Annotated in this window: 14 protein-coding genes and 2 riboswitches; of the genes, 6 read left to right on the top strand and 8 right to left on the bottom strand. The window is 39.1% G+C overall.

Translation table 11 applies throughout. From position 1 onward, the window contains the following. Nucleotides 1-86 precede the first annotated feature (86 nt). The 3 genes from addA to GKE48_RS11825 all read right to left on the bottom strand — a co-directional run bounded on the left by addA (nt 87) and on the right by GKE48_RS11825 (nt 7,844). The gene (addA, locus tag GKE48_RS11835) at nt 87-3,740 is read right to left on the bottom strand and encodes a helicase-exonuclease AddAB subunit AddA (RefSeq protein WP_173016933.1); all 3,654 of its coding nucleotides are present in this window, start codon (nt 3,738-3,740) and stop codon (nt 87-89) included. Further along, nucleotides 3,700-7,029, bottom strand: coding sequence for a PD-(D/E)XK nuclease family protein (locus GKE48_RS11830; protein ID WP_154301151.1), 3,330 nt, complete (start codon nt 7,027-7,029; stop codon nt 3,700-3,702). Before GKE48_RS11830 ends, addA begins: the two co-directional genes overlap by 41 nt. Before the next feature lie 80 nt (nt 7,030-7,109). Continuing rightward, nucleotides 7,110-7,844: a M15 family metallopeptidase gene (locus GKE48_RS11825; protein ID WP_206671576.1), complete on the bottom strand. Its 735-nt coding sequence runs from the start codon at nt 7,842-7,844 to the stop codon at nt 7,110-7,112. A gap of 138 nt (nt 7,845-7,982) precedes the next feature. Between GKE48_RS11825 and GKE48_RS11820 the strand changes: the two genes are divergently transcribed. After that, on the top strand, nt 7,983-8,480 hold the full coding sequence (locus tag GKE48_RS11820; RefSeq protein ID WP_022098925.1) for a hypothetical protein: 498 nt from the start codon (nt 7,983-7,985) through the stop codon (nt 8,478-8,480). A gap of 56 nt (nt 8,481-8,536) precedes the next feature. On the opposite strand, the gene GKE48_RS11815 is transcribed toward GKE48_RS11820, so the two are convergent. From GKE48_RS11815 to GKE48_RS11805, 3 genes are all read right to left on the bottom strand, one after another. Continuing rightward, nucleotides 8,537-9,496 (bottom strand): ketopantoate reductase family protein, encoded by a 960-nt coding sequence (locus tag GKE48_RS11815; protein ID WP_154301150.1) that lies wholly within the window; start codon nt 9,494-9,496, stop codon nt 8,537-8,539. A gap of 73 nt (nt 9,497-9,569) precedes the next feature. After that, nucleotides 9,570-10,394: a lysophospholipid acyltransferase family protein gene (locus tag GKE48_RS11810; RefSeq protein ID WP_154301149.1), complete on the bottom strand. Its 825-nt coding sequence runs from the start codon at nt 10,392-10,394 to the stop codon at nt 9,570-9,572. Nucleotides 10,395-10,411: 17 nt separating this feature from the next. Next, nucleotides 10,412-12,235 carry a glycosyltransferase family 8 protein gene (locus GKE48_RS11805; protein ID WP_154301148.1) on the bottom strand — a complete coding sequence of 608 codons (1,824 nt, stop codon included), beginning with the start codon at nt 12,233-12,235 and terminating at the stop codon, nt 10,412-10,414. 124 nt (nt 12,236-12,359) lie between these two features. Between GKE48_RS11805 and GKE48_RS11800 the strand changes: the two genes are divergently transcribed. From GKE48_RS11800 to GKE48_RS11790, 3 genes are read left to right on the top strand one after another with little or no spacing between them, the layout of a single operon-like run. Next, the gene (locus tag GKE48_RS11800) at nt 12,360-14,507 is read left to right on the top strand and encodes a YhgE/Pip family protein (protein WP_154301147.1); all 2,148 of its coding nucleotides are present in this window, start codon (nt 12,360-12,362) and stop codon (nt 14,505-14,507) included. A gap of 15 nt (nt 14,508-14,522) precedes the next feature. Further along, complete coding sequence (locus GKE48_RS11795; RefSeq protein WP_012739699.1) at nt 14,523-14,873, top strand: hypothetical protein; 351 nt, start codon at nt 14,523-14,525, stop codon at nt 14,871-14,873. Next, complete coding sequence (locus GKE48_RS11790; protein WP_055216029.1) at nt 14,870-16,615, top strand: YhgE/Pip domain-containing protein; 1,746 nt, start codon at nt 14,870-14,872, stop codon at nt 16,613-16,615. The genes GKE48_RS11795 and GKE48_RS11790 overlap by 4 nt, the downstream gene beginning before the upstream one ends. Before the next feature lie 467 nt (nt 16,616-17,082). Here GKE48_RS11790 and GKE48_RS11785 read toward each other — a convergent pair whose 3' ends face one another. Next, nucleotides 17,083-18,753, bottom strand: coding sequence for a formate--tetrahydrofolate ligase (locus tag GKE48_RS11785; protein ID WP_055216027.1), 1,671 nt, complete (start codon nt 18,751-18,753; stop codon nt 17,083-17,085). A gap of 133 nt (nt 18,754-18,886) precedes the next feature. After that, nucleotides 18,887-18,994, bottom strand: a riboswitch (glycine riboswitch). 3 nt (nt 18,995-18,997) lie between these two features. Beyond that, a riboswitch (glycine riboswitch) is annotated at nt 18,998-19,082 on the bottom strand. Nucleotides 19,083-19,298: 216 nt separating this feature from the next. On the opposite strand from GKE48_RS11785, the gene GKE48_RS11780 reads away from it, so the two are divergent. Beyond that, nucleotides 19,299-20,717, top strand: a complete 1,419-nt coding sequence (locus GKE48_RS11780; RefSeq protein WP_022098932.1) for an alanine/glycine:cation symporter family protein — start codon at nt 19,299-19,301, stop codon at nt 20,715-20,717. A gap of 365 nt (nt 20,718-21,082) precedes the next feature. Next, complete coding sequence (locus GKE48_RS14600) at nt 21,083-21,304, top strand: hypothetical protein (RefSeq protein WP_118148744.1); 222 nt, start codon at nt 21,083-21,085, stop codon at nt 21,302-21,304. A 756-nt stretch (nt 21,305-22,060) separates the two neighbouring features. Here GKE48_RS14600 and GKE48_RS15115 read toward each other — a convergent pair. Continuing rightward, entirely contained in the window at nt 22,061-22,162 is a 102-nt protein-coding gene (locus tag GKE48_RS15115; protein ID WP_081458300.1) for a type II toxin-antitoxin system YoeB family toxin, read from the bottom strand. Nucleotides 22,163-22,256: the final 94 nt, after the last annotated feature.

Below are 22,256 nucleotides of genomic sequence, written 5' to 3'. Positions count from 1 at the left end.
TTTTATTCACAAATCATGTTTATATTACCATTATTGTACAATATTTTCAACCGCATTTTACATGTTAGAGAAAATTTTTCGTAATTTTAACACATTATTTCTTTTCCTAAAGTAAATGAATATACAATTTTTTCTTTTACAGTTTTTCCGGTAAGCTGTTCCAGCGCTTTTGCATAGTAATCAAGCTGGATTGCGTATCTTTTGACAAGCTCTTTTTCCCCCGCTTTGCCCTTCATAACCCTGTCAGTCTTATAATCAACAATCACAAGTTCTCCGTCCTCTTCAAAACACAAGTCAATTATACCCTGTATAAGCTGTCCTTCGTACTCAAATACAAAAGGCTGTTCTCTTCTGACACTGCCACAGTTCACCGCATTTGCAACTCTCCTGCCTGTTTCTGATTGTACAAATGTATATATATCCCACGGATTGACACTTTTCACTTGTAATTCATTTATCTTGCCGGTTTCTAACATTCTGTTAATATCTGCTTTAACTCCATCAAGGTTCACACTCACTGAATAATCAAGACATTCCATAACCCTGTGATATGCGCTACCACGCTCATTAGCAGCAAGCTGCACTTCATCACCGCTTATGAACTTTGGAATTATGCTGTTTGTCTCATCACATTCTTCCTTTTTAAGTGCTGACTTCACAGATTCATCCATGTAAGCATTTTCCTCTGAATCATCATCCGCCTGCATAGACTTAAGCTGCGAAACCGTCAGCTTCATCCTTCCGGCTGCGTTATCATCAGGAACATACTCCGGAAGCTCCTCTAATAAGGGATAAGACACAGCTTCCATAATTTCATCAGCCAGTCCCCCGATTCTAACAGCATTCGCTTCACCAGCCATCTCCTCGGATTCATCCACATCAGCCCAAGAATCCTCTCCGGCATCAACCATCACTTTAAAGCTGCCTTTCAATTTATCTGAATCCATAAGACACACTGGCATTATCATATCAAGATAGTTCTTTATATTCTCACTGTCTGCGAAAGACAACATTCCATCTGCTGCAAGTTGCTCAGCCCTTCCCCTGTATTTATCAAGTGTCTTGTCTGCATCTTTTACAACTCCAGTAATTATGAGTTTTTCCCTTGCTCTTGTCATTGCTACATAGAGAAGTCTCTCTTCCTCTGCTATCGACTCTCTTACAATTCTTCTTGCCATAGCACCTTTAATAATAGTAGGTGTCTTCGTTCTTCTTTCAAGGTCAACATAATCAACTGCAATTCCTAAGTTCTGGTCTACAAGCACCGGTGCTGTTGCGTCCATAAAGTTAATGCTTTTATGCGCTCCTGCAAGTATTACAATAGGAAATTCAAGGCCTTTACTCTTATGAATACTCATAATTCTTACAAGATTCTCATTGTCAAGGCTGGCAGCCCCCTCTGCAAAATCTTCGTCAAACTTCTTAAGTCTTTCAATATATCTTAAGAAATTAAACAGACCTGAATAACTTGACTTTCCATATCCCGCTGCTCTTTCCAGCAGGACATTTAAGTTAGCCTGTCTCTGCGTTCCGGCAGGCATTGTTCCCACATAATCGTAGTAGCCTGAATCATATATCATCTCCCAACACAGATCATATAGTGACTCAACACTGCTCTTGTCTCGGTATTCTGTGAGCTTTGCAAGGAATAACGCACATTTGCCGGACAGCTGCTTAACATCCGTCTCCTGTATCTTATCTGCTCCGCCAAGCACTGCAACTGCTTTCAAATGTTCATACAGGTTGTTATGTGTATTCTTATCTGCATGCTCCCTGCCAAGCTTTCTCACCATTCCAAGCTCCGCTGCCGTAAATCCTCCAAAGTAAGACATCATTGCCGCCGCAAGGCTTATCTCCTGAACCGGATTATCTACTATTGTAAGCATACTTAAGATTACCTGTATCTCACGCACGCTGAAATATCCTGTTGACGAATCTGTATACGCCGGTATCCCCCTGTCCATCAGGGCATCTGCAAATGTATCTGCCCAACCTGTAACTGACCTTGTAAGAATTACTATATCCCTGTATTCTGCCGGTCTGTATATATTCTCATCTGAATCATACACATTTACACCAGAAGCAACTATTCCCTCAATCAGTTTTGCAAGCCTGTCTGCCTCAAGCTCTCTTGTCGTAGCTTCTTCTTCATTCTCTGAAGATATAAGAATTACATCTGTACTCTTGTTGGCTTCATCACCATAATTACTGTCACTGTATTCAGGATATGGAAACCCCGCATTAAGCCTTACAGATTCGTCATACCCGATTCCTGAAAAATTCTTATTCATGATATGACTGAACACATCATTGGCACACTCAAGTACATTTTCCCGGCTTCGGAAATTCTTCTGTAATTCAATTCTAACATTATCGCCAGTCTCGCCGTATGTATCGTACTTCTCTATGAAAAGCTCCGGGCAGGCAAGACGGAACTTGTATATGCTCTGCTTTACATCTCCAACCATGTATATATTGTTATTCTCACCGGACAGTCTCGTCTTTGACACCGCATTAAGAATAACCTCCTGCAGCTGATTGGAATCCTGATACTCGTCTATCAGTATCTCTTCAAATCTGTTCGCAAGCTTGTCGGCAGTCTCTGTGTATACAAGCTTTCCATCTTCTTTCTTTACAAGTATTGAAAGAGCAAGATGTTCCATGTCATTAAAATCAATTATGCCCTTCTCTCGCTTCACCTCTGAAACACGCTTGGCATACACCTTTGCCACTTTAAGTAAAGTCCGTATCTGGATGCCTGCCCCCTGCATGTCTGCAAATATTCCCTCATCATCTTTCAAGAATATCTTATCATTAAGCCGTCCTATGTAATCTTTAAACAACTTTCGCTGCCCCTTAACATATTCCTTAATATCCGGGTCTGCTCCTGCATCCTTCTTTCTTGACAGAGCTTCAAATGAAAATATTCTTATCCTTCTGCCAAGCTCTCCAAAATCCTGTGAATTAATCATCTCATTAATTCCAAGCAGGTCAGACTGCAAAGCACCTGTATATGCTGCAGGTCCTGCCGGCTCAGAACAGATATCTACTAATCTGTTGTATTTATCACGGTAATCAAGAAGTGCATTTTTAATTGAATCATACAGCTCCTTAATTGCAGGATTATCGTAAGTCTCATCATCATAAACTAACATGCACTCGTCAAACCACTCATCAATCCACGGATTGCTTCTTGAAAAACGGTATATTTTATCTATAATGCTCACAAGCCCTGAATCGTCCCGTCCCATGCCAAATGCATCAACAAGATTAAAGAATTCTTCATCTGCTTCGGCATAGAATTCCTCAAGCACATCTTCCAACACATCATTTTCAATAAGCTTCTTCTCACCCTCGTCCATTATCCTGAACCCCGGGTCCAGATTAACCTCTGGAAAATGATTTCTGATTATCCATAGACAGAAACTGTCTATAGTTGTTATCTGTGCGTTGTTAAGCAGTGTTATCTGTCTTAAAAGGTTCACATCCCTCGGATTCTCGTCAAGCATTGAATCAAGTGCTTTTCTTATCTTGTCTTTCATCTGGGCTGCTGCCGCCTTTGTAAATGTAACAACAACCAGCCTGTCTATATCTATATTCTTGTCAGGGTCTGTAATCATGGAAATGATTCGCTCAACCAGAACAGCAGTCTTTCCTGAACCGGCAGCCGCCGAAACAAGCACATTACAGTCTCTTGTATCAATCGCGCTCTTCTGCGCCGGTGTCCATTTTCTTTCCATTCTCATCAACCCCTTCCTTTATATTATTCCATAATACTTCATCATCGAATTTCTTTAATTTTCTATAATTGCAGCCTGGCAAATCCACTGAAAATCCACACACTGCCCCATAAGGACATCTGTCACAGCTTGAAAACTGTCCATCTTTATAAGGACTTCTCCTGATATCACCACCTGCAATTCTGTCCGCAGTATCAATGGCTCTTACATCAACGAATCTTCCAAGTATATTAAACTGCTCTGTATTCATCACCTTGCTTCTTCGTGAGTCAAATCCGCCGTCAGCCTTTCTGCTAACTGGAATATTAAGTGATGTACCCTCGGTATTGTCCATCTTCTCGGCAATATCCTTATCCGAATTAACCATTCCTTTAAGACGCAGTTCACCCTTAATCTTATCCTCTATCTCTTCTGCACTCTCTGTTGTCGCAGATACAATCGGGTCACTTATGTTGTAGTAGAACACTCCGGCAGGAATCACATTTTTACCCGGACGCATCTTCGCCACAAGCTTCATTGCCGCTTCCATGTAGACCATAAGCTGGATATCAATTCCGTAGTAGGTCTTTACTATGTTGAAATCCTTCTTTCCTGTCTTGTAATCGATAATTCTTACATATACATCTGTGCCGTTTTCGCATATGTCAACGCGGTCAATTGTTCCGCTCATAAGCTGCTTTCTGTCTCCGTCCCCGACTTCCATATTGAACTTATGCTCGAATACAAATGGCACGAAATCACCACATTTTAACTGTTCACCCATCGCCCATACAGTGCGGTCTGCAAGGTCTTCCATCCGCTTAATCATGAATGAATTACGGCTTGAATCCTTAAGGATACTGTTCTGGTATATGTCAGTAATTGCAGCGACACTTCTTTTTACCATCTCGCGGCGCTTCTCCTCTGATATCAGATAGTACGACTCACCGTTTTTCTTGATTTCGTCGCACACCTCACGGATAACCGCATGCAGTACGACGCCAAAGTTTACTGGTGAAAATGTGAATTCTTCCCTTTCCTTCAAATCAACTCCATATCTTAAGTAATACCTCAGCGGACACTCTGCAAAGTTCTCAAAAGATGTGACGCTTCCGACAAGCCTGCCGCCAGTAAGTGAATCAATAATATCCTCATCTACATTTGCAGCAATTTCAGTATTATCAAAGCTGTTAGCCGCCCGCGGTATTGTCACATATGAATTCTGCTGTGCCGTGTCTTTGTAAGATAACTTAAGGCAATGTGAAAACATTTTTCTCATGCTTCTTATAATATATGAAGGCATCAGCGCCGCACCCTCGCTGTTTTTTACCGCATATGACATGTAAAGCTTCTCCGCACTCTTTGTCATAATAAGATACAGATAGAATCTCTGTGTAAATGCTTTCTCCCTCACGGAAGCTGACATAACTATTCCCTTATCCTCAAGATACTCCCTGTCGCTTTCTGACAGAACGCTTCTTGAATCAGCTTTCTTAGGTACATTGCCGTCATTGATTCCGACAAAGAACATGACCTTGATATTGTCAAGACGGGTTCTTTCTATATCTCCGATAACAACGCAGTCGTTGGTCTGCGGAATAAGTCCTATCTTGATCTCCTGAAATCCTGACGCAAGTATCTTGTTAAATTCTTTAATACCAACCTTCTCGCTTCCAAGAAGGGCATACATTTTATCTAATACTTCTATAACTTTCTTATATAACTGCGCATATTCATCACCAGTGTACTCGCTGTCATTAAGCACACTTACCTTCTGCTCCATATCTTCACGCACAAGGAATTCGTAAAGAGCCTTTACCATATCTGCAACATTAGATTCCTTTGACTTAAGCACTTCTTCCAATGGATCCAACATATCCGTTATCATTGTTCTTAGTGAATTAAGCTTCTCAAGGTCAGTATTATTGACTGTTCCCCTGAACTTTCTTATCCATGGTTCATGCCATTTTCCCCTGCCTCTGATTCCAACTGCAACACAGTAATTGTCTAACAGATCAATATCTTCGCGCTCCATTCCGCTCATTCCGGTTCTTAGGAATCCTAATATGCTGTCATAGCTGTAATTATTCTCTATTATTCCAAGTGCACCGTTAATTGCCGCAATAAATGGATTGTCCGTCACATGGCGCTTGTAATCTAAGAAATATGGTATATCGTTCTGCTTTAATATATTAGCCGCCAGTTTGCCGTAGCCATCCATGTCCGCAGTAACTATCGCAATCTCGTTATATCTGTATCCACACAGTCTTGTAAGTCTTATTATTTCTCCTGCTGCAAATGTTAATTCTTCCTTGGCAACAGCTCCCTCATATATAACGATATTGTCAGTCTTCTTATTAAATCTTCCCGAATTGTTTCTGAAAAGATTCTGTTCCAGGAAATCCAGTTCTTCTGAATTCTTAAATCTTGAATTAACATTTACAATTACATTCTTTCCCGGTACTACTTTTCCTGCAATATACACAGGTTCAAGGACTTTCACATGTTCTTCATCGCATATCTTATAAAGCTTTGATACGCAGTCCTTACTCATGAAAAAAAGTTCTTCCCTGCCTCTTACTGAATTTTCACGCTCAGATGCATCAATTGTCAGGGAAACATATATCTTGGGACACATTAATAAAAGAATTGTCATTAAATTGTACTGAACCGGAGTAAAGCCTGTGAATCCGTCAAATACTATCTCGCAATTCTTTATTCTCTCTGACTCTGTAACCTTGCTGCATAATTTATCCAGTATTTCTTCTTTAGTTATATAATTCTTGTCTATGTACTCTGCAAATGCGTTATATACAAGTACTATATCATCAAGCTTATACTGAAGTGCTGCACTTCCCTCTGAATCACTGTATGCTGCACCTGCCGCATCCTGCATAACATCCGGCTTGATATCATACTGAAGCATTTCCGATATAACAGACTTCATCTCTGACACAAATCCTGTATTAGACAGATTACTTCCAAAATATTTTAATCTGTCCTTGTTCTGCTCTAAAACTCTTTTAATAATCAGATTCTTTCCTGTATCATCAAGGACTTCAAGATTATCCTCCCCCACTTCCTCAAATACTTTATACGCAAGCCTTTCAAAGCTCACAACATCTATATTAAGTATTCCTTTTCTTGGATGCATGGACACCAGTCTTTTCTGAATTGCCATAGTGTACTGCTCCGGCACAACAACTATATAATTCCTGTCAGGATTCTTCATTGACTCTTCAATTATATGCGTATACAGATAGTGCGATTTACCCGCACCTGAGCTTCCCAGAATTAATTGTAATGACATGTGTTACTCCCCTAATCTTTCTATAATAGACTTTACCATCATTTGCTTTACCATAATGCACCTTTTCATATCATGCCTCATCATGGTTCGAAATCAACCGCTTCATATTCCACCGTATCTGAATAGTCCCACCATTCTCCCTGATAGCCTGTAAATCCGTTATTTTCCATAGCATTCTGAAGAATCATAACATTGTTCACAGCTTCTTCATTGTCTATATCTGAATAATTCCTGTCTGCTTTTAGAGAGAAATCATCAAATTCTGTAGGCATTGGTATAATGCTTCCATCTGCAGCAACCATAGTTATATCTACTGTTCCTCCAAGATTATGCTTTTTCATTCCGTCAGCCGGATTTGCCACATAGTTAGGGTCCGGATATACTTCCCATAATTTCTGCTGTGCCTCAAACGGTCTGTATGCATCCCAAATCTTTAAGCTGTACCCCTGTTCTTTCAGTTCTTTCTGCACATTTGCAAGCTTCTTAACTGTTCCGTATCGAAGGTATGCGTCTGTGAAACCATATATTCTGACACCTGTAAAGTTATTGTCTGTTGCATACATCAATTCGACATATATATCTGGTATGTATTTATTTACAAGAACATATTCGTCATCTTCCGGTTCTTTTTCGATTGTAATCTCCTGTGTTATAATTTCCTGTGCTGTCACTTCCTGTGCTGCAGTCTCCTGTATGTTCGCCATCTCTTTTTCTGATACATCATCTGTTGTAACATTTTTCTTTTGTCCACACGCTGTCATGCCTGCCGCTATAATCACTATTACTGCAAATGTTTTGATAAATTTACTGTTCATAATCATTCACCTCTTCATAAACCTACCATTTTACACTATCCAATACATTTGTATTTAATATACCACATTTTAATCATAATCTCCCACTCCATACCATATATTTTGTAATAATGAATATGAAGGGCAGGTTTCTTTGTGATGAGTCAGACTAAAATTGTTGTTATTCCATTTAAAAAGCTCCTTATTGGAGCGGTTATCGCTGCTATTATAATAGCTTTTATTATATTCGCTGTTATCCGTCTTGGCAGCAATAGTTCTGATAATTCCAGGAATACCACTAAACCTAAGAGCAGCACTGTAAATGCTTCTGCTTCTTCTAATATTGAGACACCCCTTGATAATGCCGACGCTCCTAAATTCTGCCCCGGAGTATATACCGCCTCTATTCTGTTAGACGGCAACCCCGTTGATATCCAGGTCACAGTTGATTCCTCTAACATTAACAGCATTGAGCTTGTTAATCTTTCTGAATCAATCACAACTATGTACCCTAAGCTCACAACTTCATTTGATGAAGTTGCTGCTAAAGTCATGGAAGCCGGCACAACCAACATAACCTATGATTCAGCCAACAGATATACATATTCCGTCTTTATAGAAGCAATAAGCGCAGCCCTTAAAAAGGCTGCGCCATGATTAATATCTTATATTTTCTGTATTGTACCCCACATGCCTGCTAAATCCGTCTGCCACTACTTAGAATAAGTCACAGCCTCACTATTCTCATCATAATCAAACATGCCATCATTCTTCTCTTCAAGTGCCTTGATGATGTGATATGTATATTCATTATATGGTGTATCAATTCCAAGTTCTTTCCCCATGCGCATCATTGCGCCGGAGAACATATCTATCTCTGTGTGTCTGCCAGCGTCAATATCCTGCAGTGTTGAATATCTTGCTGTTGGCGGAACAGCGCTTCCTCGGCTTGAGTTATCTGCACACCTGCTCATATCAATGCCTTTGGCAAGAGCTACTGCTTCAACCTCCTTACGTAATCCTTCGCTGATTGCTTTCATATGCTCACTGTCAGTATAACAGCCAACACCTGCTCCAATAATAGCCTGTGGAAGATTGTTACAGATATTAAGTCTATACTTGCTCCATATCTCTTCTTTGATATGTTCAGTCACTCTGTAATTAAGTCCTGTTCCATCAAATAAATCTCTTATTGCCGCAACTCTCTTACTCTCAAATGGTGCAGTTTCCTCTCCATATATAATGCCTATTGTAGTCTCAGGATTGAACACATATTCCTTACCTTCGCGGTGTGACGCCACCTTTATAAGTGAATAAATGATATGTGATTTATCTATCTTGGTAGATATTATCTCTTCACTGTCAACACCATTCATAAGACTCATGACAATTGTATTCTCACCGACGGCTTCCCTAATATCATCTAATGCACCTGCAAGTGCGCCGTATTTTAATGATACAACAAGAAGGTCAACACCTTTTGCTTCCTCTGGGGTCAATACCTCCGGGTGGTATGTCTTTCCATTAATCAGACAGCCTTCTGCTTTAAGTCTTTCCGCTCTTTCACCCTTTGCAATAACGCTTAAACTTATATCCTTCTTTTCTGAAAGTCCCCATATAACATAAGAGCCGACTGCTCCTGCTCCAAGTACTGCCACTGAATGTATCTTCATATACATTTTCCTCTCAATCTTTGTAATTTCTTCAAATATATATACACTTCAATTCTTTCCGCGTCAAATGCTTTTATCTTCCTACAATATCGCCCTCTTCAAAATCGTAAGTCAGCTTCTTTCCATATGCCACGACATATGCAGCACATTTCTGCTCATAGTCTGTGTGCTGCATTCTTAAACTTGCTGTCCTTTCATCAAGCTGTCTGTCCGGATATATTACTGGCAGGACATGTACCCTGAATGTGTGCAAATGTGTACTTTTAACCTGCTGTTCAACAAACAGCGAAATCACCGGAACATTAAACTTTACCGCATACAGATATGCACCTCTTTTGCATGGACGGGGCTTCCGATAATTAAACCACATTTCCTGCTCAGGATATATAAGCACAAGTTTGTTTTTATCAAATGCATTCTCAATCTGATTAGGAAACTCAGTCTCCATAAACCATTTCAGGCTGCTTACGGGCATTGTGTCGGCATATTTTTGCATATACCCGACAAAACCTTTCATTGCAAGGTTAGAATCTTGATTAACAATACTTATTCTTCTGAAGCCAGCTTTTCTCATTGCAAACCTGACAATTGCAGGGTCTAACGGGCTGAAATGATTGCATGTTACAATCGCAGGACCTCTGATTCCAGAAAGATTCTCAAGTCCGTCAACTTGTGTTATAAGCCCCACCGCAGAAGTCCCGGCATGAAATATAGCTTCTGCAATATATTTCTTTACACAAAAACCATATGCTGTGCGGTAATCAATATAATGTCTTAGTAATGCTTCTTTATCTTCGCGTAACAGCTTAGGGTCTCCCGGCTCAACCTTTGAATTCAACTGATTAAGGCTTACAGCCGTCCTAATATTTTCATAGACCTGCTCCCTATCACCAATCATATCTCCTCCGACATAATTTATTTTGCAGCATCACTGCTATCCTTCACGAAACCACTATCCACAACAAATCTGCTTCCCACAACATCAGAAAACTTAACCCCATCACCGTCCGCAATATTCTCAGCCCTTGCAAGAAGCTTCTTTAAATTCTCACGGTCAGCTTTCTTTTCATTATCCCCATACTGCTTGCGCTGTTTAATCAGCAACGGATAAAATCCCGACTCCGCCGCATACTGCCAGAAATACTCCTCATACGGAATCTCGCTGTAATGCCACGGCTTGTCAAACAGGTTATAATGTATCAGCTTCGGTCTTGCTATATACTCCCCGCCCTTGTTAGGCATAACATTCCATTCCTTATCAAGAAAATATATTTCTTTTGCACACATAGCATTAATATAATCCTGATCAGGTGCAACACTGTCAAAGTGATATTCAGCCATAAGCTTTAAGAATCTGTCTGCCAGATGAGCCTGTCTTATCTTATCAAGGTTCATAAGAAGCACTCCTGAATTGACATATTCATCCCGCTCTATTCCCACTACATTTTCAATGTAATGAGCCAGTATTGTATTCTTTCCTGCAAATGTATCTCTTACTGCACCAAACATTGCATCTCCCATATCAACTGAATAAAGCTTTGCAATGTCATCATTTATTACGGTATCAGAGTCAATATACACAGCTTTATTAAGCTCTGGAAAAAGCTCTGCAATAAATAACCTGAAATATATCGTCAGTGTAAACTCGCCTGAATAAAGCCTGTTTTCCTGTCTGTCAGTAACTGTCTGTCCAAAGCTTTCAGAATATTCGTACATTTTCTTTCTTATATCAACGAATTCAATATCTATGTTTTCATAATCCTTTATCACATTACGAAGCTGAATCATCGTAATATTCTTCACATTATCGCACATAACAATAATTCGGTAACGCTCATCACAAGCCACATGTACAGCCAGCGATTTAAGGCACACTGCCAGATATGGTGCGTACTGTTCATTAATCGAGAAAAACACAGGAATACGTGAAACTGCCATGTACTCTTCATGCTCCCTGTTATAAGAATCCAGAAGCTCATCATATTCATGAAGCCCAAGTATATTATGCATTTTATCAATCTCCCACGGCTTGACTGAAACAGTCCTTATCACCGGAAACACCCGGAAGGTAGTTGTAAAATGCTGAAAAACAGTGTTGTCATGCAGCCTCCTCTGGTCATTAAACTTTCGTCCGCACAGATTAACTCTTGTTGCAAATGTATTAACAGCCGTCTGGTCAGGCATAAACATTTCCTTTCTTATGCACTGTTCACGACATTTTTCCAGAAGCCCGTTCTGTCTTATCATCCTCATATTCATAAGCATTACTCCGGAATTAATGTAACCATCACCGAAAAGCCATCTGCCATAATAATCAGAAACTCCCGCAATCTCTATGCCATCCATATTCTGATAATAAAAATCCCTAAAATCTTTTCTGCACAACACATCAGTATCCAGATAAAGAACTCTATCCTTAATATCTGTCTTATCAGCAAAAAGGCGCAGCATACAGCACGCAGTAAATCTGCTCTGCATATTTGCCTCCGGCAACTCCTCAACAAAATATCTTGTAACATCAACAAGAAAGATATTTACTTTAATGTCCGATTTATTCAATTTTTCTTTCAGATATTTTGCAAATGCTTTATCAACCGGCTTGTAATTAATACCTTTTTCCCTGTAATCAACCGTGAGAATATATATATTTAACGGTTCATCCACATTTTTAATAAGAGACATTGAAGATAAAAGAATCCCCTTCTGCATTGGTTTATCACCACAATACAATATGTTCATAAATCCGTATCCTTTCTTAATTTATTAAATATGTCTGATTTATCCTCTCTGTATTGATTTTCCCCAGTTTCTTAAGTAAAATACATATAAGTTTTAAACGATAATTAAAGAATTGAGGAATGTTATGATATTTAAGATTTTCAAAAAAGATTTGAAAGGTCTTAGCAGGAATATTCTGGCTTTAGCCATTGCGCTTGGTCTGTGCCTTATTCCATCGCTTTACGCATGGTTTAACATATATTCCAACTGGGATCCTTACGCAAACACTGCGTCTGTCCAGATTGCTATTGTTTCTGAAGATGAAGGCTACTCTGAATCTGATGATTCCACTATCAATATGGGAGAACAGATTGTTGAACAGCTTCATTCGAATGATAAATTAGGCTGGCGTTTTCCGGAAACTAAAGATGAAGCCATGAATAAACTGAATGCCGGGAAGTACTATGCCGTTATCGTTGTTGGTGAGGACTTTTCACGAAGCCTGTATGACTTCCTTGACAATGGTCTTAATCCACCAACAGTTACATATTATGAGAATTCCAAGAAAAATGCTGTTGCTTCCAAGATTACAGATACAGGAAAAAGCACTCTTCAGAACACTATCAATTCCGAATTCATTGATGTGTGTGTTAAGACTATTATGCAGGGACTTAACGAAATAGCTGAAAATGATCCTTCAATTATTGAAAAGACAGTTAAGGATTTACAGAGTGTATCTGCCAATATTAATTCTTACGATACCATGATTGACATGTTTATTAAGAGTAATTCAGACCTGGCAGATAATCTTGCAAAACTTCAGGAGGTTCTTCCACAGATTAAAGATGTTCTTACCGGAACAACTGATGTTGCTGATATTGCCAATAAATCTCTTGATAATGTCACAGATGATATTGCAAACCAGATTGATGCGCAGCTTAAAGCTATGAATGAATTAACTGACAGCGCACTTGATTCTCTTGATAAAGCTGTACAGCTTTCAATAACTGATGTCGGACAGGCTGGCGTTGAGCTTAGTAAAGCCAACAAACAGTTAAAGGAACTTATAGACCAGAATAAGGCTCTTGAAGATGCTATTGATTCCCTCAGCAAAGTAGATGGCATTGACCCAGCAGTTATCACCGCCCTAAAGTCAGCTCTAGCTTCTGTTAACGCTATGGAGAATATCGCATACAACCTTGTTCAGCAGTGTGCCGATATTCTTACTGATTCACCTGAAACACTTCAGGCAAAATACCAGTTAATCAAGTCTGTTGTTGAACAGTGCCGCACAGAGCTCCAGAAGAGCCAGACAATTATGCAGACTGTAATAAGAACTAATGTTAACCTTCTTAAGGCTTCCATTAAGAATGCCGTAAGCAGCCTTGCAGCTAATATAAGCAGTGCCGGAGACAATATTAATGGAATCTCGCAGATGCTTCTTGGAGTAAGTGATATATCAGTAAATATTAATACAACTCTAGAAAGCACAAAAACATTACTTGATTCTCTCAATAAAAGGCTTGATGCCATATCTGGTTCAGTAGGAGATATAAGTTCATCTTCTACATATAAACTGGTAATGGATTTCATCAACTCAGACGCACAGTCAATAGCGTCATTCCTGTCAGAACCTGTACAGGTAGAAGAAATCTACGTCTATATGCAGACTAACTATGGAACAAGTGTTACACCTTTCTATACAACACTTGCTCTCTGGGTTGGAGGAATTGTTTTAGTTGCCCTTATGAAAGTAAAGGTTGACTATGAGGATGATGAATTCAAGGATGCCACAGAACATCAGAAATATATAGGCCGTGCATTACTCTTCCTTGCAATGGGACAGCTTCAGGCTCTTGTAGTTGTTCTTGGTGATTTGTACATTTTAAAAATTGACTGCACCCACCCATTCATGCTGTGGCTTGCAGCCGCTATAACAAGCTTTGTATTTACATTATTTATATATACACTTGTTCTTACATTTGGTGATTTGGGAAAAGCTATTGCTGTAGTTATGATTGTGTTACAGATTGCCGGTTCAGGCGGAACTTATCCAATAGAACTTCTTCCTGAATTCTTCCAGAATGTGTACCTTTACTTCCCATTCCCTTATGCAATCAATGCCATGAGGGAGGCAATAAGCGGATTATATCAGTGTGATTACGCTGTATTTCTTGTGAAATTATGCGCTTATGCTGTTATTTCCCTTATTCTGGGACTTGGAATCAGAAAGTCACTTCTTGAAGTACGCGAGTTCTTCGAACGCCGTATGAAAGAAACACATTTTATGTAAAGGAGAAATGAATTTATGCAAAATGATGATTTTAATATAGATGTTGTTATTGCGGAAATCACAGCATTTGCAGAAAATATGCACGCTAAGAACCAGCACAAGAAAAAGGTCTGCTTAAGATGTATGATGATAATTCCTTTAGTATTCATGGTGCTTATGTTTACCATGGATACAGCTAAGGTTGTTTATCTGCTTCTTTGGGTAATCTCACTTTTTATATTCTGTGCTTATCTTATAGTTATTGATTATATTGATGACAAGCTCGCAAGAAAGCTCAATGAGCTCAATATTGAGATTAAGGAAAAACAGGCTGATACTTCTCTTACAGACAGTATCAAAGCATTTTTAAGTGAGGTACAGTTATGAAAAATATATTTAAGATTATACGGGCTGACCTTCGCCACATAAAAACAAATGTAATTGCACTATGCGTAATTATCGGTCTTACCGTTATTCCTGCATTGTATTCATGGTTTAATATCCTGTCAAACTGGGATCCATATGGACAGGCTTCCACAAGCAGGATTAAAGTTGCCGTTGTATCTGTTGACAAAGGTACTTCTCTTGAAGGAACGGAGCTTAATGTCGGTGACAACATAATTGATGCACTTAAAACTAATAACACTATCGGTTGGCAGTTTGTCACTTCGTCTGATGAAGCAATCGAAGGCGTATACAGCGGTCAGTATTATGCAGCCCTCGTTGTTCCAGAGAATTTTTCCAAGAATCTTATAAGCTTCTTAAGTGATTCCATGGAACATCCTCAGTTAAAATATTACTGTAACCAGAAAGCAAACGCTATTGCACCTAAGATAACAGACAAGGCTAAAACAGCAGTTCAGCAGCAGGTAAACCAGACATTTATAGATACAATCGTATCTACGATTGCCGGAACTGGCGACTCAGTTATCAAAGATGCAGATAAAGAAACCGGTTCTCTTATGGATGCAGTTATTAACAGACTTACATCCGCAAGGACTACACTTTCAACATACGATGTAATTCTTAACTCAATGCTTGCAATTACTGACCTTACATCATCAATAAGCAGCAGTTCAAACAGTGCTGCACCGCAAGTTTATACACAATTACAGTTACAGCAGCAGCAGTTAATAACCTTACAGGCACTTGTAAATGGTAATTCCGCTGAATCTTTAAATGAATTATCATCTGCTCTTTCAAACCAGATGTCCCAGATTCAAAGCATTATGAGTTCATTAACAGAGCTTTATTCTGACATGAACATGGATGTTGCAGACCTGTCTGCTGCAATTAAGCTTACATCGGGCTCACTCACTCAGACTAAAGAGCTTCTCAGTGACCTTGAGACAAAGCTTGATAATGCAATTAATACATTAAACACAATCACTGAACAGGATACATATGGTTTATTATCAGAGATGTTAAATGCAGATGCCAATACTTTGGGAGATTTTCTCTCTGCACCTGTAAATATAACAACAGAGCAGGTATATGCTGTTAAAAGCTATGGAACAAGCGCTTCACCATTCTACACAATACTTGCACTGTGGTTTGGTGGACTTATACTTGTTGCTATTATGCACACACCTGTGCATCCTGCTCCGGACATTCCAGCAGATGCAAAGAGATATGAAAAATTCTTCGGAAGGTATTTTATATTCTTTGCAGTAGGACAGCTTCAGGCACTGCTTATAACACTTGGAAATCTTCTCTACATAGGAATCCAGTGTTACCACCCATTCCTTTACTGGGTTGCATGTGCATTCTCAAGCTTCGTATTCACCTTCTTTATGTACAGCCTTACTGTTGCATTTGGAAATATCGGTGAAGCACTTGGAATTGTCCTGCTCGTTATACAGGTTGCCGGCTCAGGCGGTACATTCCCTATAGAAGTACTTCCTAACGCCTACCAGATAATATACCGATTCCTGCTCTTCCCATATTCAATGGATGCATTAAGAGAATGTATAGCAGGAATGTACAGATATGATTACATTAAGAATCTCGCATTTCTTTCAATATATATAGTTGTTTCGCTGATTATCGGATTGTTCTTACAGAAACCATTTGAGAAGCTGAATCATATGATTGAGAGAAGTAAGGAGAAGTCGGGAGTTATGTTGTAGGAAGTTGCTCCCCTAAAGCACGCCCAGCCGTGTATATATCTAAAATCAAAACCCGCTTCCGCTCGGACTCAGACGCAGCGGTACTAAGATTTATAAAGGTTTGCCGCCTATGGCGGCTGCCTTTATAAATCAAGTGCCGGCGTCTTCATACGGTTTTGATTTTAGATATATACACGGCTGGGCTTTTCTTTACCGGACACCTTCCCCGCCCCCTCCTTTGGCAAGGTTTGGGGCAGGAGAGACATTCTCATCTCCTATATAGAAAAACTCCCGGAAGTTCGGAGGCAGGTGGTTTGTGTAGTGTAATTTCAAACCGTACGGAAACGCCGGCACTTGATTTTGCGAGGGAGTCGCCAAAGGCGACAAACCTCCCAAAATCTTAGTACCGTTGCGTTTTCGTCCGAGCGAGAGCGCGTTTGAAAATACACTACACAACCACCTGCCTCCCACTCCCGGGAGTCACTTTTCTAGAATAACCCAGTTATTACCCCATCATCATTAACATCTATATTATATGCCGCTGGTGATTTTGAAAGTCCTGGCATTGTCATTACTGAACCTGTAAGCACTACTATGAAGCCTGCACCGGCTGATACATATGCTTCTCTTACATTCATCTCAAATCCTTCCGGACGGCCAAGTAATGTTGGATCGTCTGAAAGCGAATACTGTGTCTTAGCCATACAGATTGGAAGATTACCAAATCCTAACTGTTCAAGCTGTGCAATCTGCTTATTAGCTGCTGCCGAATAATTAACACTTCCTGCGCCATATATTTCTTTGGCAATTGTCTCAATCTTTGCTTTAACCGGCTGGTCTGTCTCATACAGACAATGGAAATTGCTCTTCTTTGTCTCAAGTGTCTTAAGAACCTTTTCTGCAAGCTCAATTCCGCCTTCTCCACCCTTTTCCCATACTTTGGCAAGGGCGAATTCACAGCCTTTATCTTCACAGAACTTCTGTATATAATCTAATTCTGCCTGTGTATCTGATACAAACGCATTAAGTGTAACAACTACAGGTACACCATATTTCTGAAGATTCTCAATATGCTTTTCAAGGTTTACGATTCCCTTCTTTAATGCGTCAAGATTCTCTGCTGATAATTCTGTCTTAGGTACTCCGCCGTTGTACTTAAGTGCTCTTACTGTTGCTACTAATACAACTGCATCTGGCTTTAAGTCTGACTTACGGCACTTTATATCGAAGAATTTTTCTGCTCCTAAATCTGCACCAAATCCTGCCTCTGTGATTACATAATCTGCCATCTTGAGTGCAGTCTTAGTTGCTCTTACTGAATTACAGCCATGTGCGATATTAGCAAATGGTCCACCATGTACTAATGCTGGAGTATGCTCAAGTGTCTGGATAAGGTTAGGCTTTAATGCATCCTTTAACAAAGCTGCCATTGAACCTACTGCCTTGATATCTGATGCTGTAACAGGCTGTCCCTGATAATTGTAAGCAACTACCATCTTGCCGAGTCTTTCTTTTAAATCCTTCATATCTGTTGCAAGACATAATACTGCCATAATCTCTGACGCAACTGTGATAACAAAATGATCTTCTCTTACAGTTCCGTCAACCTTAGAACCAAGACCAACAACTATATTTCTAAGAACACGGTCGTTCATATCCATACATCTTTTCCATGTAACACATCTTGGGTCAATTCCAAGTTCGTTGCCCTGCTGTATATGGTTATCAAGAAGTGCTGCACATAAGTTGTTAGCTGATGTGATTGCATGGAAATCGCCTGTAAAATGCAGATTCAATTCTTCCATAGGAACAACCTGTGCATATCCACCACCTGCTGCTCCACCTTTGATACCGAAACATGGACCAAGTGATGGCTCACGAAGTGCTATAACTGCCTTCTTGCCAAGCTTTCCAAATGCTTCTCCAAGCCCTACAGTAATTGTTGTCTTTCCCTCTCCTGCCGGAGTTGGATTTATGGCTGTAACAAGAATTAACTTTCCATCTTCATTGTCTTTGACACTGTTGATGTACTCATCTGATATCTTAGCCTTATACTTTCCGTATAATTCAAGATCATCCTCGCTTATGCCGCATCTGGCTGCAACATTCTTAATTGGCTCCATTACTGCTTCCTGTGCAATTTCAATATCTGTCTTCATAATGTTTCTCTCCTTTGCTTTAGCCTTTTCGTGCCTTGCAATCCTGCCTTATCAAAATTCCTAAGAAGTTCCCTTCCTAATATATCTTTACATAAAAACAAGAGGCTACAGGCGCACTTTAATACACCTATGCCTCTGTTAAAAACCTGAAAGATTCTCCCCAAGCAAATCAGCCTCAATATTTCTCATCTCTATGCTTAGAAATTGCTTCTTCGGTGCTGATAATTACAGCTCTCCAGAGTTCCGTCCATAACCGGTCCTTTTGCCTGAGAGTTTTCGCTGTCACCTTCGGCGCTGCATTTTTACACAGTCTCTCCCGATTATATCTTCCGGATATTACCTTAATAATAAGGAAAAAAGCGTCTTGCTTTATCTGCAAAACGCCTTCGTTTTCAACAATAATATATAAATTGACAGAGTTTGTCAATAAGCAACATTTAACAAAATTATTTATTATATTAGGAAATAACAGTATTCAATTGAAAAAAATGTTGTTTTATGATAAAATTTATCTTAATTTTTTATAAAAAGGGAGAATACATAATATGTTTAGTAAAATCAATACTATTCTCGTTACTATTGACGCATATGTCTGGGGAATTCCACTCATTGTCCTTATACTTTCAGTTGGTCTGTTTCTTACTATCAGACTTAAGGGTGTTCAGTTTACTAATCTTGGACGTGCTTTTAAGTACATTTTCAAAGACGAAACTGATGGAAAGCATGGTGAAGTGAGCAGTTTCGCAGCACTATGTACAGCACTTTCAGCAACAATCGGTACAGGTAATATCGTAGGTGTTGCTACTGCTATTGTCTCAGGCGGTCCTGGTGCATTATTCTGGATGTGGCTTGCTGCCTTAGTTGGTACTGCTACCAAGTACGCAGAGTGTCTCTTAGCAGTTAAGTTCAGACAGGTTGACGAAGACGGTCATGTTGTTGGTGGTCCTTTTAACTACATTGAACATGGTATGGGACCTAAGTGGAAATGGCTTGCCAAGATATTTGCTTTCTTTGGTATAGGCGTTGGTCTTTTAGGAATTGGTACATTTACACAGGTGAATGGAATCTCTTCTGCTGTTAATAATTTCTTTGATTCTAACAACGCATGGACTGTTTCATTATTTGGAAGAACATATTCATGGACTGTAGTTATAAGCTGTCTTATCCTTACTTTCTGTGTTGCTCTTGTTCTTATTGGTGGAATCCAGAGAATTTCTAAAGTTGCTCAGGTTATTGTTCCTTTCATGGCTGCAACATATTTTTTAGCAGGTATTCTTATTATTTTATTTAATATTACAGATGTTCCTGCTGCCATCCTTACAATTGTGCAGAGTGCATTTGGTCTTAAGGCCGCTGCTGGTGGTGCCCTTGGTGCCATGGTTGTAGCTATGCAGAAGGGTATTGCAAGAGGTATCTTCTCTAATGAGGCCGGTCTTGGTAGTGCACCTATTGCCGCTGCCGCTGCTCGTACCAATGAACCTGTACGTCAGGGTCTTGTATCTATGACAGCTACTTTTATTGATACTATTATCATCTGTTCAATTACAGGTATTGCAATTGTTCTTACAGGAGCTTACGATATGGGACTTGAAGGTGTTGCAGTAACAACTAAAGCATTCCAGTTAGGACTTCCATTCCCTGATGGAGTTGCTTCATTTATTCTTATGTTATGCCTCGTATTCTTTGCATTTACAACTATTCTTGGCTGGGATTATTATTCTGAGCGCTGCCTTGAATACCTTACTAATGGTAAGAAGAAATGCATCAAGGCATACAGATGGATATATATCCTCTGCGTATTCATTGGTCCTTATATGACAGTATCTGCTGTATGGACAATTGCAGATATATTTAACGGTCTGATGGCTATTCCTAACCTTATTGCACTCGTTGCTTTAAACGGTGTGGTTGCTAAAGAAACTAAAGATTATCTTGACAGAATTAAGAAAAAAGAAATTGATTAATTAAGCATTAACTGCTTATGCGTATAATAAGCCCCACTCCGGATTAATCCGGAATGGGGCATTTTGTATATATCTTTATTCTGTTATAGTACTATGAGGGAATTTCCCCGCTGTAATCACATTTTATGAGCCCATTTTAATATATCCATCACATTTCATGAGTTTTATAGCAAAAGGGGGCTTGTATTCTCCCATATAAACATCTCCATCATCATGCATATTATCTTCCTCTATCATACATTTTTATAAAGAAATTCAATGTAATAATATAACACGTTTGACCGATATATAATGTAGAAGTAACATTTTGAAATAAGGTCCAAGGAGGGATTATTGCAGCAAATGGAGTTATTCGCAATTCAAAAGTGTACCCAGTCCAGACTATCAGTAATCTCAAAGGGGTAGGACAGGATAATACCAGTGCAGAACACGGTAACAGTGGACAGTCTCACAGACAGACAATAACTATCAGAGTTAATCCTGAGACTTATGCTGATGCACCAGCCGATTGTTATACAGTTACCTATAACCGTAACAGTCAGCTTCAAGCATTTTATTATCGCCCTCGCCATGAGTATACTTACTAATAATGGACGAAGAAAAACACCTCTTAATCAGAATGTATATTGCTGATTAAGAGGTGTTTTCTTATGCTCTACGCTTCAGCTTTATATATATGAGTTGCAATATTATTGCACACGCAATGCCAACTGAAACATAAGATATTAAATCCGTATTGACATATGTCGGGTTAAGACTTGCTGTTCTGCCAAGAAATCTGTTACTGAATAACGTTCAAGGCTCTGATTTAGTAGTATATATTGGATAAATCCACTATAATGTTGTTAAACATTTCCTATAAGAATATCTATATTTCAAGATTTATAGGCATATTATTATTGATGAAGAAGTGTCTTGTCTGATTTTTTTGTCATGATACCTATAGGTAGTCGTATATTCTGACAGCTTATAGGTATTTTCTATACATTCTTCTCTCGAATCAGACATTATCCTTGCCAGAAAGCTAAAGATTGCCTATAGATAATGTGGTTTTCCATCATTTATAGGTATTTACAATGAAATCTGCGCTTTATGAGCAGAAATCCTAATATTTCTGCCTATAATCAATAGAAATAATATCTTCTTATAGGTTCTGCTCTATATTCTGCGACCATGTTGCTGTCAGATGCAAATGTATCACCTAGTTGGACGATACACTATTTTGCCCCATCATTTATGTTCATATTTTTTCGTAGTAGATGATAACATTTTTATCCCCCGATATAATATTCTCTGAAACCATGTGATTTTTGTGTAAAGAAAAAAGCACCATGTTTCAGGTGCTAATCTTCATAATGGAACTTGCAGGAATATATTATCAGATTTTGGTTCATGTCCATATTATACGTAAGTCTGTGTTCGTCTGTGATTCTTCTACTGCACATCTTCCTATGCTTTAATGGTTTCTAAAGGAATAATCATAGGTAATAATATATTTTCTTCTAAATCATCAATCCGTATCCATATACTTTAAGATAT

Origin of the sequence: Lachnospira eligens (genome assembly GCF_009680455.1) — a bacterium.
Lineage (GTDB): Bacteria > Bacillota > Clostridia > Lachnospirales > Lachnospiraceae > Lachnospira > Lachnospira eligens_A.
Note: the sequence above shows the minus strand (reverse complement) of the source record. Positions and strands in the feature narration are given on the sequence as shown.

What these genes read in the sequence shown, in the direction of transcription:
- GKE48_RS11805 (WP_154301148.1), bottom strand. Translation starts at nt 12,235, where the DNA reads ATGAACATATTGTATTGTGGTGATAAACCAATGCAGAAGGGGATTCTT.
- GKE48_RS11780 (WP_022098932.1), top strand. Translation starts at nt 19,299, where the DNA reads ATGTTTAGTAAAATCAATACTATTCTCGTTACTATTGACGCATATGTC.
- GKE48_RS11810 (WP_154301149.1), bottom strand. Translation starts at nt 10,394, where the DNA reads ATGATTGGTGATAGGGAGCAGGTCTATGAAAATATTAGGACGGCTGTA.
- addA (WP_173016933.1), bottom strand. Translation starts at nt 3,740, where the DNA reads ATGGAAAGAAAATGGACACCGGCGCAGAAGAGCGCGATTGATACAAGA.
- GKE48_RS11800 (WP_154301147.1), top strand. Translation starts at nt 12,360, where the DNA reads ATGATATTTAAGATTTTCAAAAAAGATTTGAAAGGTCTTAGCAGGAAT.
- GKE48_RS11785 (WP_055216027.1), bottom strand. Translation starts at nt 18,753, where the DNA reads ATGAAGACAGATATTGAAATTGCACAGGAAGCAGTAATGGAGCCAATT.
- GKE48_RS11830 (WP_154301151.1), bottom strand. Translation starts at nt 7,029, where the DNA reads ATGTCATTACAATTAATTCTGGGAAGCTCAGGTGCGGGTAAATCGCAC.
- GKE48_RS11795 (WP_012739699.1), top strand. Translation starts at nt 14,523, where the DNA reads ATGCAAAATGATGATTTTAATATAGATGTTGTTATTGCGGAAATCACA.
- GKE48_RS11815 (WP_154301150.1), bottom strand. Translation starts at nt 9,496, where the DNA reads ATGAAGATACATTCAGTGGCAGTACTTGGAGCAGGAGCAGTCGGCTCT.
- GKE48_RS11825 (WP_206671576.1), bottom strand. Translation starts at nt 7,844, where the DNA reads ATGAACAGTAAATTTATCAAAACATTTGCAGTAATAGTGATTATAGCG.
- GKE48_RS15115 (WP_081458300.1), bottom strand. Translation starts at nt 22,162, where the DNA reads ATGTGCAGTAGAAGAATCACAGACGAACACAGACTTACGTATAATATG.
- GKE48_RS11820 (WP_022098925.1), top strand. Translation starts at nt 7,983, where the DNA reads ATGAGTCAGACTAAAATTGTTGTTATTCCATTTAAAAAGCTCCTTATT.
- GKE48_RS11790 (WP_055216029.1), top strand. Translation starts at nt 14,870, where the DNA reads ATGAAAAATATATTTAAGATTATACGGGCTGACCTTCGCCACATAAAA.